Annotated in this window: 9 protein-coding genes, 1 tRNA gene and 1 pseudogene; 9 read left to right on the top strand and 2 right to left on the bottom strand. The window is 51.3% G+C overall.

What is annotated here, in order from left to right:
• The first annotated feature begins 88 nt into the window (after window positions 1-88).
• The 4 genes from znuD (at window position 89) to HMPREF2907_RS03970 (ending at window position 6,407) form a co-directional block, all read left to right on the top strand.
• Window positions 89-2,377 carry a TonB-dependent zinc receptor ZnuD gene (znuD, locus tag HMPREF2907_RS03985; protein ID WP_039407262.1) on the top strand — a complete coding sequence of 763 codons (2,289 nt, stop codon included), beginning with the start codon at window positions 89-91 and terminating at the stop codon, window positions 2,375-2,377.
• Window positions 2,378-2,830: 453 nt separating this feature from the next.
• Window positions 2,831-4,741: an alpha-amylase family protein gene (locus tag HMPREF2907_RS03980; RefSeq protein WP_070680294.1), complete on the top strand. Its 1,911-nt coding sequence runs from the start codon at window positions 2,831-2,833 to the stop codon at window positions 4,739-4,741.
• Between the two features lie 477 nt (window positions 4,742-5,218).
• Window positions 5,219-5,719, top strand: a complete 501-nt coding sequence (locus HMPREF2907_RS03975; RefSeq protein WP_045074365.1) for a hypothetical protein — start codon at window positions 5,219-5,221, stop codon at window positions 5,717-5,719.
• 127 nt (window positions 5,720-5,846) lie between these two features.
• Window positions 5,847-6,407, top strand: coding sequence for a hypothetical protein (locus HMPREF2907_RS03970; RefSeq protein WP_070680291.1), 561 nt, complete (start codon window positions 5,847-5,849; stop codon window positions 6,405-6,407).
• 91 nt (window positions 6,408-6,498) lie between these two features.
• Here HMPREF2907_RS03970 and HMPREF2907_RS03965 read toward each other — a convergent pair whose 3' ends face one another.
• Window positions 6,499-6,972 (bottom strand): FxsA family protein, encoded by a 474-nt coding sequence (locus tag HMPREF2907_RS03965; RefSeq protein ID WP_070441738.1) that lies wholly within the window; start codon window positions 6,970-6,972, stop codon window positions 6,499-6,501.
• A gap of 269 nt (window positions 6,973-7,241) precedes the next feature.
• Here HMPREF2907_RS03965 and HMPREF2907_RS03960 point away from each other — a divergent pair.
• The 5 genes from HMPREF2907_RS03960 (at window position 7,242) to HMPREF2907_RS03940 (ending at window position 13,028) form a co-directional block, all read left to right on the top strand.
• Window positions 7,242-7,318, top strand: a tRNA-Pro gene (locus HMPREF2907_RS03960).
• A 286-nt stretch (window positions 7,319-7,604) separates the two neighbouring features.
• Entirely contained in the window at window positions 7,605-8,969 is a 1,365-nt protein-coding gene (locus tag HMPREF2907_RS03955) for a sodium-dependent transporter (RefSeq protein ID WP_070680288.1), read from the top strand.
• Window positions 8,970-9,139: 170 nt separating this feature from the next.
• Window positions 9,140-11,587 (top strand): DNA translocase FtsK, encoded by a 2,448-nt coding sequence (locus HMPREF2907_RS03950; protein WP_070680285.1) that lies wholly within the window; start codon window positions 9,140-9,142, stop codon window positions 11,585-11,587.
• 161 nt (window positions 11,588-11,748) lie between these two features.
• Window positions 11,749-12,312, top strand: a complete 564-nt coding sequence (locus HMPREF2907_RS03945) for a YceI family protein (RefSeq protein ID WP_070680282.1) — start codon at window positions 11,749-11,751, stop codon at window positions 12,310-12,312.
• Window positions 12,313-12,461: 149 nt separating this feature from the next.
• Window positions 12,462-13,028 (top strand): peptidylprolyl isomerase, encoded by a 567-nt coding sequence (locus tag HMPREF2907_RS03940; protein ID WP_070680280.1) that lies wholly within the window; start codon window positions 12,462-12,464, stop codon window positions 13,026-13,028.
• A 57-nt stretch (window positions 13,029-13,085) separates the two neighbouring features.
• On the opposite strand, the pseudogene HMPREF2907_RS11685 reads toward HMPREF2907_RS03940, so the two are convergent.
• A pseudogene (locus tag HMPREF2907_RS11685) lies at window positions 13,086-13,510 on the bottom strand (IS30 family transposase); the annotation flags it as partial.

The following is a 13,510-nucleotide window of genomic DNA, read 5'->3' as shown; positions in this document are numbered from 1 at the left end:
CGGGGGAAAAGGAATTTTGCAAAGGTCTCCATATAAATGACGCAATGTTATATAATAACAGCCTTTCGAAATATGATGAGAAACTAAAATGACACAAGCCACACTCAAACCCATTGTTTTATCTATTCTTTTAATCAGCACCCCTATCCTCTCCCAAGCGCATGAAACCGAGCAGTCGGTTGACTTGGAAGAGGTTACCGTCGTCGGTAAAAGCCGTCCGCGTGCAACGTCGGGGCTGCTGCACGCTTCGACCGCCTCCGACAAAATCATCAGCGGCGATACCTTGCGCCAAAAAGCCGTCAACTTGGGCGATGCTTTGGACGGCGTACCGGGCATTCATGCCTCGCAATACGGCGGCGGCGCGTCCGCTCCCGTCATTCGCGGTCAAACAGGCAGACGGATTAAAGTGTTGAACCATCACGGCGAAACAGGCGACATGGCGGACTTCTCGCCCGACCATGCCTTGATGGTGGACAGCGCCTTGTCGCAGCAGGTCGAAATCCTGCGCGGCCCGGTAACGCTGTTGTACAGCTCGGGCAATGTAGCCGGTTTGGTCGATGTTGCCGATGGCAAAATCCCCGAAAAAATGCCTGAAAACGGCGTATCGGGCGAAGCCGGATTGCGTTTGAGCAGCGGCAATTTGGAAAAACTGACATCCGCAGGCATCAATATCGGCTTGGGCAAAAACTTCGTGCTGCATACCGAAGGCTTGTACCGCAAATCAGGCGATTACGCCGTACCGCGCTATCAAAAAGAAGAAGGCCGTCTGAAACGACTGCCCGACAGCCATGCCGATTCAAAAACCGGCAGCATCGGGCTGTCTTGGGTAGGCGAAAAAGGCTTTATCGGCGTAACGTACAGCGACCGCCGCGACCGCTACGGCCTGCCTGCGCACAGCCACCTCTACGACGACTGCCACGCCGACATCATCTGGCAGAAGAGTTTGATTAACAAACGCTATTTGCAGCTTTATCCGCACCTGTTGACCGAAGAAGACATCGATTACGACAATCCGGGCTTAAGCTGCGGCTTCCACGACGACGATAATGCACACGCGCATACCCACAGCGGCAGACCGTGGATAGACCTGCGCAACAAACGCTACGAAATCCGCGCCGAATGGAAGCAGCCGCTCCCCGGTTTCGAAGCCCTGCGCGTGCATCTGAACCGCAACGACTACCGCCACGACGAAAAAGCGGGCGATGCGGTGGAAAACTTCTTTAAAAACAAAACGCAAAATGCCCGCATCGAATTGCGCCACCTGCCCATAGGTCGTCTGAAAGGCAGTTGGGGCGTGCAATACCTCACCCAAAAATCCAGCGCGCTTTCCGCCATTCCCGAAACCGTCCAACAGCCGATGTTGATCGACAACGATGTGCATCATTACAGCTTTTTCGGCGTAGAACAGGCAAATTGGGACAACTTCTCGCTTGAAGGCGGCGTGCGCGTGGAAAAACAAAAAGCCGCCATTCAGTACGACAAGGCATTGATTGATCGGGAAAACTACTACAACCAACCCTTGCCCGACCTCGGCGCGCACCGCCAAACCGCCCGCTCGTTCGCGCTTTCCGGCAACTGGTATTTCACGCCACAACACAAACTCAGCCTGACCGCCTCCCATCAAGAACGTCTGCCGTCAACGCAAGAGTTGTACGCACACGGTAAACACGTCGCCACCAACACCTTTGAAGTCGGCAACAAACACCTCAACAAAGAGCGTTCCAACAACATCGAACTCGCGCTGGGCTACGAAGGCGACCGCTGGCAATACAATCTGGCACTCTACCGCAACCGCTTCGGCAACTACATCTACGCCCAAACCTTAAACGACGGACGGGGCCCCAAATCCATCGAAGACGACAGCGAAATGAAGCTCGTGCGCTATAACCAATCCGGCGCCGACTTCTACGGTGCGGAAGGCGAAATCTACTTCAAGCCCACACCGCGCTACCGCATCGGACTTTCCGGCGACTACGTCAGAGGTCGTCTGAAAAACCTTCCGTCGCTGCCCGGCAGGGAAGATGCCTACGGCAACCGTCCACTCATCGCTCAAGCTGACCAAAACGCCCCGCGCGTTCCCGCCGCACGACTCGGCTTCCACCTGAATGCCGCACTGACCGACCGCATCGATGCCCATCTCGACTACTACCGCGTGTTTGCCCAAAACAAACTCGCCCGCTACGAAACGCGCACGCCCGGACACCATATGCTCAACCTCGGCGCAAACTACCGCCGCCGCACCGGCTACGGCGAGTGGAATTGGTACGTCAAAGCCGACAACCTGCTCAACCAGTCCGTTTACGCCCACAGCAGCTTCCTGTCCGACACCCCGCAAATGGGACGCAGCTTCACCGGCGGCGTGAACTTTAAGTTTTAAGGGGCGATAGACAAGAGAAAAGGTTTTCAGACGACCTCTGAAAACCTTTTTTATTCATCCCTTCATGTCATCCCAATCATTTCATTTCCGTCAAAGGAAATTGTTTTCACCCGTCTGATTTCACTATTAATCCAGCCTTTCCGCGCTCGTCATAAACCTTTGTAAACCAAATCATCCGACAGGTATCCGATATTCCTTCCCCCCTTCGTCCTAAACATCCCCCTGCCCTACCGTCTTCCATACATGAATTTTTTTTCTAAATAATTTATACAGTTACCCCAAACACACCCGCCGCCCTAGATTTAAAAAAATTCCACATAAAACAATGCGGTTACTCCTCTCCAAACTCTGTTCACAAGTAGTTTATTAAAGTATGATAAGCCTGTCTCCGGCCAGCGTTCCCGCCGGAATCAGGCTTCTAAACAAATCCAACCTCAACTCGGAGTAAACATCATGTTGACCCAGACCCAACAGGTCGATTTGACCCTGCATCATCTCAAAGAGCGCACCTTGGCAGAATATAGCCCCAAACAGCGTGCGACCGTCGAAGCTTCCGAAGACTGGAAACAGTTTGACAGACGTTTGAACGAGCATTTTCCCAAGCTGATGCACGAGCTGGACAACGTTTACAACGACAATGAAGCCGTCCTGCCCATGCTGGAACAACTGATTGCACATGCATGGCAAAGCTATTCCCAACGCGACAAGTCTCTGAAAGCCATTGATGCCGCGCGCGAGAGCGATCCCGATTGGATTTTGTCTAACAAACAGGTCGGCGGCGTGTGTTATGTCGATTTGTTTGCGGGCGATTTGAAAGGCTTGAAAGCTAAAATCCCTTATTTTCAAGAGCTGGGGCTGACTTATCTGCACATGATGCCCCTGTTTAAATGTCCCGAAGGCAAGAGCGACGGCGGCTATGCAGTCAGCAGCTACCGCGACGTCAATCCAGCTTTGGGTACGATAGACGATTTGCGCGATGTCATTGCCGCGCTGCACGAAGCGGGCATTTCCGCCGTTGTCGATTTCATCTTCAACCACACGTCCAACGAACACGAATGGGCGAAACGCTGCGCCGCCGGCGATCCGCTTTTCGACAATTTTTACTATATCTTCCCCGACCGCTGGATGCCCGACCAATACGACCGCACCCTGCGCGAAATCTTCCCCGACCAGCATCCGGGCGGCTTCTCCCAATTGGAAGACGGACGCTGGGTATGGACAACGTTCAATTCCTTCCAATGGGATTTGAATTACAGCAATCCTTGGGTATTCCGCGCCATGGCAGGCGAAATGATGTTCCTCGCCAATCTGGGCGTCGACATCCTGCGTATGGACGCCGTCGCCTTTATTTGGAAACAAATGGGCACGGATTGCGAAAACCTGCCGCAAGCCCACGCCTTAATCCGCGCGTTCAACGCCGTCATGCGCATCGCCGCACCTGCCGTGTTCTTCAAATCCGAAGCCATCGTCCACCCCGACCAAGTCGTCCAATACATCGGACAAGACGAATGCCAAATCGGCTACAACCCGCTGCAAATGGCATTACTGTGGAACACCCTCGCCACCCGCGAAGTCAATCTGCTCCACCAAGCCCTCTCCTACCGCCATAACCTGCCCGACCATACCGCATGGGTCAACTATGTGCGCAGCCATGACGACATTGGCTGGACGTTTGCCGACGAAGACGCATCGCAATTCGGCATCCACGGTTACGACCACCGCCAATTCCTCAACCGCTTCTTCGTCAACCATTTCGACGGCAGCTTCGCGCGCGGCGTCCCCTTCCAATACAACCCCAACACCGGCGACTGCCGCGTCAGCGGTACTGCCGCCGCTCTCGCCGGTTTGGCGCAACACGACCCCCACGCCGTTGACCGCATCAAACTCTTGTACAGCATCGCCCTGAGTACCGGCGGCCTGCCCCTGATTTATCTCGGCGACGAAGTCGGCACGCTCAACGACGACGACTGGTCGAACGACAGCAACAAGAGCGACGACAGCCGCTGGGCGCACCGTCCGCGTTACAACGCCGAATTGTACGAACAGCGCCACGACCCGTCAACCGCGGCAGGGCAAATCTATCAAGGCCTGCGCCACATGATAGACATCCGCCAAAACAACCCGCGTTTGAACGGTGGCCGTCTGGTTACTTTCAACACCAACAACAAACACATCATCGGCTACATCCGAAACAATGCGCTGTTGGCGTTCGGCAACTTCAGCGAACACCCGCAAACCATCAGCGCGCACACCCTGCAAGCCATGCCCGCCCGCGCCAAAGACCTCATCAGCGGCGAAACCGTGGCATTGAATCAGGATTTGGTGCTGCGCCCCTACCAAGTGATGTGGCTCGAAATCGCCTGATGATTGAAGCAGCTTAAAAACGCAAAGGTCGTCTGAAAACCGGCATTGCCCGTTTTCAGACGACCTATTTAAAATATAAGGCATCAAACCTACCCAAGCGATAATACTTTCCCCAACATCCGCATACAATGCGCCTTTCCATACACAGCTTAAAAATAAATTCCATTAATTACAAAAAGTTGAAAAATTATTAATCAAATTTATCCATCAAGTATTGAAATTATTCGACTTTCTGATTTAGAATTCAGCGCATATATATTCAATATCCAGCAAAATACCGTCATGCAAACCGCTAAGCATTCAAACGCATTCTTCTATTGGTACCACACAAATGTGCGGTACTTTTTTGCGCTTGTCTGAAACAGACGGAAATGAACAGCAAAACAAGAGCCGCCCTGATTGAGCGGCTTTTTTTATACCCTTCATGGCCGCCAATCCCGATACACGATGCGAATAGATACCAATAAAGGAAAAGCCATGAACCTCTCTGCAAATATCCAAAGACGTCCACAAACCCTTCACCGCTGCCATATGATTGTTGACGGCAACAGCCACAACACATTTTCAGACGATACCATTCCCCAAACCTCAGGCCTTATCAGCGAGGCCTTGATTCCACAAATCCGCTCTCTCGCCACATTGATTGCGGCCGAACGCCACGACTTCAATTGCAACAGTCCCGCCGTGTTTACAGAAGAAGCCGACTTCTTCGCCGCACGCATCCTTATTTTGGGCGTTCGCCGCTTTCATCTCGACATCACCCTGATGCCCATGCTCAAAACCGCCAATCAGCGCGCACAAACATTTGCCAAACACCATCACCTCCCCTTCTCCCCCGCGGAAATGCACATGAGCCTGCACGCCCGCCGCCCCGACAAACTGCTTATTATGGAAACCGAACACGAAGTGAAACCTCAAGGAAATATTGTTGCCGACAGCCTTGCTTTTGCAGCCAAACTACCGAAACTCCCATTGTAAAAAAGAGCAACCTTGCTTGATAAATCCCCAAAACACACCATATGGCAGACAGGCCACGCGCTTAGAACCATGCCGCCGACTTACATAAGACGGCATTAATGACAACCGACCAAGGAAACACACAACAATGAAAAAAATTATCGCCTTAGCCGCGCTCTCCGCTTTCTCCCTTGCCGCCTGCAAAGACAATACGCAAGCACAACTTGAACAGCAGCAAAAACAAATTGAAGCGCTGCAACAACAATTGGCACAACAAAACGGCCAGCAGGACAATACCGTTTACCAACTCACTCCCGAAGCCGTACAAGACACCATCCCTGCCGAAGCGCAAGCCAACGGCAACAATGGCCAACCCGTTACCGGCAAAGACGGACAACAATATATTTACGACCAATCCACAGGAAGCTGGCTGCTTCAAAGCCTGATCGGTACAGCCGCAGGCGCATTTATCGGTAACGCACTGGCAAACAAATTCACCCGTGCGAACAATCAAAACAGTCCGATTGCACAGCGCGCCCGTACCCATTACTACCAATCAGCCCGTCCCAACGGCCGTACCAGCCAGCAACTGAATACCCGCAGCATCCCCGCGCAGCAGGCTCAACAACAACCCCGCTACCGCCAAACCACCCAACAACCTTCCAACTACCGCCGCCCGATGGGTCGAGGATTCGGTCGTCGCCGTTAAGTCGGCAACAATGACAAAAAGGTCGTCTGAAAATATTTTCAGACGACCTTTTTATTTCAAGCCAACCATTCCGGCTGACAGATTCCGTATCTCAATCTTTTTTATGTTCGATGTAAGCCTGATGCTTCGTATCCGAATCTTCACCCGTTACCGTATATTCGCCCTCAATCACATCATCATCTTGTGCTTTAGTTGAAAACGGCCGCTGCCCAAATATATTCCCATCCGTCTCCGCTTGCACAACCGGGCGACCTTTAAACGGCAACAACAGCAATAATGCCAATCCCGTCGAAATAAAGCCCGGACTCATCAGGCACACCGCTGCCACAGCATAGCGTATCGGCCATAGCATCTGATAAAGCGAAACCTTTCCTCCGCTCCGTATCGTCGCTCCTGCCAGTAAAATGCCGGACAGACCCGTATTGCGCAACATAAATACGCCGGATACGAAACTGACGACCATCAGCAGCAACGCCACGCTGCCGCCAAGCCAGTCGGCAACCCAGACAATCGACATGATTTCCAAAAAAATCAAAACCAAAAAACCGATACCGAAAAATTGCATAATTACTGTTCCTTAATCTCTAAGCCGAAGCGATTCTGACCAATCCGTATTTATATTCGAAGCCATAGCGGATACTAACATAAAGATAAAATCCCTGCTTTCAAGCAAGGAAAATGTGAAAAACGGTAAGTATTTCCCACCTTTTCAAACCCAAGCCGATAGATATATCGATAAGATGTTTATTATCCAAATATTTATCCGAATCCCGACAGTTTCTCCGACAAAATCCGTGCATCCTGCCGAAAATTCCTCTATAATGCCTGCTCATTCGGAATGTAGCGCAGCCCGGTAGCGCACTTCGTTCGGGACGAAGGGGTCGGAGGTTCGAATCCTCTCATTCCGACCAAATATAAAAACCTGCTTTGATTGCATGATCAAAGCAGGTTTTTTCATATCGTGGTTTCAAGTCTGAATCCTGACATTTTAATAGGGTGGAAAATGACAATGGTTTCCTAGTATATCCAGCTATATCCCCTGTTTTGTTTTCAGACGACCTTTTTCTTTATGGTTTTCCCCTGAAAAATGCAAAATTCCCAGATATTTTCACTATACTGCTTTTTGATATTCAGTTAAGAACCGTTAATCCGTTCGCGTATAATTTCAAGTTTTCCCAATAAGGCAGATGGTGTTTTATGTCTTCCAACCAACCCCGTCAAACTTGGTCCAACCGTTTGACTTATATCCTTACCGTTGCCGGCGCGACTGTCGGTTTCGGCGCGACGTGGCGTTTCCCGTATTTGGTCGGTGAAAACGGCGGCGGCGCGTATGTGTTTTTATTCTGTATCGCCATGTTTGTTATCGGTATTCCGATGATTTTGGTGGAAAACGTCATCGGACGGCGCAAAGGTGTGAACGCGCTGGATGCGTTCGGCGGCTCGATGAACGGCAAACCTGTCGCCAAAATTTGGAAACTGGTCGGTTGGATGGGCTTGCTCGGCTCGTTCGGCATCATGGCGTATTACATGGTGCTCGGCGGCTGGGTGATCAGCTATATCATTAATATTATTAGCGGAAACCTGAATATTTCCAGCCCTGTCAGCGGCGAACTAACGAAAAGCTTCTTTACCGAACACATCGAAAACAGCCCCTGGGAAATTGCGTTCTACACTTTCTTGTTTGTCGTTGTGAACCAATGGATTTTGGTCAAAGGCGTCATCGGCGGCATTGAAAAAGCGGCGAAATACCTGATGCCGCTGCTGTTTCTATTCCTGATTGCCATGGTCGTGCGCAACGTTACCCTGCCGGGCGCGATGGAAGGGATTACTTTCTATCTGAAGCCTGACTTCAGCAAGATTACCGCAGAACTTTTCGTCTTTGTCTTGGGACAAGTATTTTTCGCCTTGAGCTTGGGTTTCGGCGTGATGATTACTTTGTCCAGCTATCTGGATAAAAACGAAAATTTGGTGCAAACCGCAGTCATTACCGCAATTACCAACACCATCATCGCCGTACTTGCGGGCTTTATGATTTTCCCGTCGCTCTTCAGTTTCGGCGTCGCGCCCAATTCCGGCCCGACTTTAGTGTTCCAAAGTTTGCCGATCGTGTTCTCGAATATGTGGGCGGGACCTGTGTTCGCCGTGATTTTCTTCTCGCTGCTTCTGATTGCCGCGCTGACGACTTCGCTGACGATTTATGAAGTGTTGATTACGACGATTCAGGAGAAAACCAAAATCCGCCGTACTGCCGCGATTACGATTGTGTTGGCTGCTATCTTCATCTTCGGCAATATTCCGTCCATTCTGAGCTATGGTCCGTGGAAAGACGTTTCCGTGTTCGGCAAAAATATTTTCGATGCCTTTGACTACATCAGCGGCAATATCTTGTTTATGCTGACTGCGCTCGGCTCCGCGCTGTTTGTTGGTTTTGTGATGAAGGACGAAGCGAAGGACGAATTGCTTTATAAAGGCAACCATACGACGGTCAATATTTGGTTTGCCTATGTGAAATACCTCGTGCCGCTGGTGATTTTGCTGATTTTTATCAGCAACCTGTTCTAAAGTCTAATTAGGACAACAAGGTCGTCTGAAAACCTTTTCAGACGACCTTGTTTTATCAGAAACGGTAAATACGGTATAATTTGAACCCAACACACATTACACCCGACGGATTGATTCCCCGTCGGTTTTCCCTTTTCAGACGACCTGTACCGAATATCAAAAATCCATCCATGACCGCAAAACCCTCTAAAACCGCATCAAAAACTAAAGCCAAAACAAACGCCAAACCGAGCACGCGCCGTCAAAGCCAAACCAAGGCGCAGACAGAGCCGAACAAGGTTTCCGAGCGTTTGAAGGCTGCCAAAGCGCTGCAAAAAAATGAAGAAAAAAAAGCGCGCCCCGAGCATGTCGTCAATTTGATTAACGACGCGCTGTGGCTCTTTGGGCTGATGGTGACGGTCTTCATCGCCATTTCCCTCGCCAGCTTCAAAATGACCGACCCCGCATGGTCGCGCAGCGTGCCGAAACCGGATGACATCGCCAATTTCGGCGGGCTGTTTGGCGCGTATGTTTCCGATGTCGGCTATTATCTTTTTGGACTGTCGTTTTGGTGGTGGATCGCCGCTTCGTGCGTTTTCCTCTATAAAAATTTCCGCCCGCTGCAAAAGCGTGAAAACTACAAATCCTACAACCACGGCGTTGCCGCGCTGGCTTTGTTCCTGCTTTTGGTGTGCAGCCCGATTCTCGAATACTTCACCCTTCAAAATACCTTGGACGAAACCCTGCCCGTCGGTGCGGGCGGTTTGGTCGGTGCTTTGGCAGGTTCGGGCTTGGCTTGGCTGTTGGGCAAATCCGGTAGCCTGCTGATTATGTGCGTCATGCTGCTGCTTTCCGTTTCCTTGCTGGCGCAAGTGTCTTGGCTGGAAGTGATGGCGAAAACAGGACGCAATACCGAAAGCCTGTTTTCAGGTATTTGGGGTCGTCTGAAAAAGGCATTGGGCAGGCGTAAAGACGACGGCTCGACCGCCGAGGCCTTGGAAACGGAAAACACCCGCCGCATGGTGAAAGAAGCCAAAAACATCACCGCCACGCCCGTTGCCCCGCTTGCAGGCAGTACCAGCAACCGCAAATCCGTCGCGGTCTCCGTTGCGCCGCCGCCCAAAATTCAGGCTTCTTTGTTTGAAGACAACGAGCCGCAACAGACAGGCGAATACCACAAACCCAGCATGAGCCTGCTGCGCCTGCCCAACGGCGAACCCGTCAGCATCAATCCTGCCGAATTGGAGCGCACTGCCGAACTGATTGAGTCCAAACTGGCAGAGTTCGGCATCGGTGTGCAAGTCGTGTCCGCCACTTCCGGCCCCGTGATTACGCGTTATGAAATCGAACCCGCGCAAGGCATAAAAGGCAGCCAAATCGTTGCTTTGTCTAAAGACTTGGCGCGTTCCATGTCACTGCAAGCCGTGCGCATCGTGGAAACCATCGCGGGCAAAAACACCATGGGCATCGAGTTGCCCAACGAAAAACGCCAAGACGTCATGTTGAGCGAAATTTTATCTTCGCCCGTGTTTACCGAAGCCAAATCCAAGCTGACCGTTGCGCTGGGCAAAGACATCGCCGGTACGCCCGTCGTCGGCGATTTGGCAAAAATGCCGCATCTTTTGGTCGCCGGTATGACCGGTTCGGGTAAATCCGTCGGCGTGAACGGTATGATTATGTCCATGCTTTTCAAAGCCACGCCAGAAGAAGTCCGCTTTATTATGATTGACCCGAAAATGCTCGAATTGAGTATTTACGACGGCATTCCGCACCTGCTTTGCCCAGTCGTTACCGATATGCGTGAAGCGGGGCAGGCGTTGAATTGGTGTGTCGCAGAGATGGAAAAACGCTACCGCCTGCTTTCACACGCCGGTGTGCGTAATCTGGAGGGCTTCAACCAAAAAGTCGAGGCCGCCAAAGCATCGGGCAAACCCATGCCCAACCCGTTCAGCCTGAATCCGGACGATCCCGAACCGCTAGAAAAACTGCCGATGATTGTGGTCGTTATCGATGAGTTGGCAGACCTGATGATGACCGAACGCAAAGCCGTCGAGCAACAAATCGCCCGCCTCGCCCAAAAAGCGCGTGCCGCCGGTATCCATATGATTGTCGCGACTCAGCGTCCGAGCGTCGATGTCGTCACCGGCTTGATTAAGGCAAACATTCCGACGCGTATGGCGTTTACCGTACAAAGTAAAATCGACAGCCGCACCATTCTCGACCAAATGGGCGCGGACGAGTTGCTGAAATACGGCGACTCCCTGTTCCTGCAACCGGGCAGCGCCGAGCCGACCCGCCTGCAAGGCGCGTTTGTTTCAGACGACGAGGTGCATCAAGTCGTCAACTACGTCAAATCGCAAGCCCCCGCCGACTATGTCGAAGGTTTGCTCAGCGGTGAAGCCGCGCTGGAAACCACCAACATCGTCAATCCGAATGCAGGCAGCGACGAACTGTTCGACCAAGCCGTCGCCTACATTTTGGAAAGCAAAAAAACTTCCATCTCCTCTCTGCAACGCCAGTTGCGCATCGGCTACAACCGTGCCGCCAACCTAATGGAAGCGCTCGAAAACGCCGGTGTCGTTTCCCCCGCAGACATCAACGGCAGCCGCAGGATTCTGGCACAAAAAGACCAGTTGTGATCCCGATAAAAGTCACAGGTCGTCTGAAAACCGAAATATCGGTTTCAGACGACCTTTTTATCAAATATTAGTAAACTCACCGTTCACCCGTAAGAAATGATTCTTACCCTTTCCTATGTTAAGATAAACGCCTTTACAACCTCACACAAAGGACAAGAATCATGAAAAAAATCATCTTCGCCGCACTCGCAGCCGCCGCCATCGGTACTGTCTCCGCCGCCACCTACAAAGTGGACGAACACCACGCCAACGCCCGTTTCGCTATCGACCACTTCAACACCAGCACCAACGTCGGCGGTTTCTACGGTCTGACCGGCTCTGTCGATTTCAATCAAGCAAAACGCACCGGCAAAATCGACATCACCATCCCCGTTGCCAACCTGCAAAGCGGTTCGCAACACTTTACCGACCACTTAAAATCCGCCGACATCTTTGACGCCGCCAAATACCCGAACATCCGCTTCGTTTCCACCAAATTCAACTTCAACGGCAAAAAACTGCTCTCCGTTGACGGCAACCTGACCATGCACGGCAAAACCGCCCCCGTCAAACTCAAAGCCGAAAAATTCAACTGCTACCAAAGCCCGATGGCGAAAACCGAAGTTTGCGGCGGCGACTTCAGCACCACCATCGACCGCACCAAATGGGGCGTGGACTATCTGGTTGATGCAGGTATGACCAAAAACGTCCGCATCGACATCCAAATCGAAGCAGCCAAACAATAAGCCGCTGCGCAACACAAAAGGTCGTCTGAAAACGAAGTTTGCTGTATCCGTTTTCAGACGACCTTAAAATATTTCACAACGCCTTTTAGAGATTTCACATAAAATCCGCGATAATAACGTTTGATTTTCACACTACGAGAAACACTCAAATGAACAAAACCCTCAAACTCACTTTCGCCGCCCTTGCCCTTGCCGCAGCCTTCAATGCCCAAGCCGAGACACGCGCCGTCATCGAAACCAATATGGGCAACATCAGCCTGTCGCTCGACGAAACCAAAGCACCCAAAACCGTCGCCAACTTCGTCAGCTACGCCCGCAAAGGCTTTTACGACAACACCGTTTTCCACCGCATTATCGACGGCTTTATGATTCAAGGAGGCGGCTTTACCCCGGACCTTGCCCAAAAAGCCACAGATAAAGCCGTCATCAACGAAGCGGACAACGGCTTAAAAAACACTGTCGGCACCATCGCCATGGCGCGTACCGGCGATCCTAATTCCGCCACCAGCCAGTTCTTCATCAACACTGCCGACAATACATTTCTCAACTTCAAAAACAAAACCCCGCAAGGCTACGGCTATGCCGTCTTCGGCAAAGTAACCTCGGGAATGGATGTCGTACGCCAAATCAGCAAAACGCCGACTGAAACACGCGGCTTCCATCAAAACGTCCCAATCAAACCCATTATTATCAAACGTATATCCGTTACCCATTAAATATCGCGAATCCAATAAAAAGGTTTTTGGATTCGGATTTCAAGTGCCAAACTTGAGTTACGGTGGTTGGAACAAATTCAAGAATGAAACACTTGGCGTTTCGCAGCCAAGTGTTTTTCTCGGCCGGTGGTTCAACTCATCTTGAACCCTGCGTATCTCCCGATTTCTAATTTTTCGCAAATCGGTTTGTTTGGGGAAATATTGTCGGATGAGTCCGTTGGTGTTTTCATTCAGCCCTTTTTCCCACGAATGGTAAGGGCGGCAAAAATAGGTTTCCGCCTTCAATGCTTTGGCTATTTTGGTGTGTTGGCAGAACTCTTTGCCGTTATCCATGGTGATGGTGTGGATTCTGTCTTTATGTGCCTTTAATGCCCCAACGGCTGCCCGGGCAGTGTCTCAGGCCTTTAATTTCTTCAATTTGCAGATGATGGTGTTAGCGGGTAACGCGTTCTACCAAGGTCAATAATGCGCTTTTCTGATCT

The sequence above is a fragment of the Neisseria sp. HMSC055H02 genome (assembly GCF_001813335.1).
In the GTDB taxonomy this organism is placed as follows: domain Bacteria; phylum Pseudomonadota; class Gammaproteobacteria; order Burkholderiales; family Neisseriaceae; genus Neisseria; species Neisseria sicca_C.
This window is presented reverse-complemented; position numbering and strand designations above follow the sequence as displayed.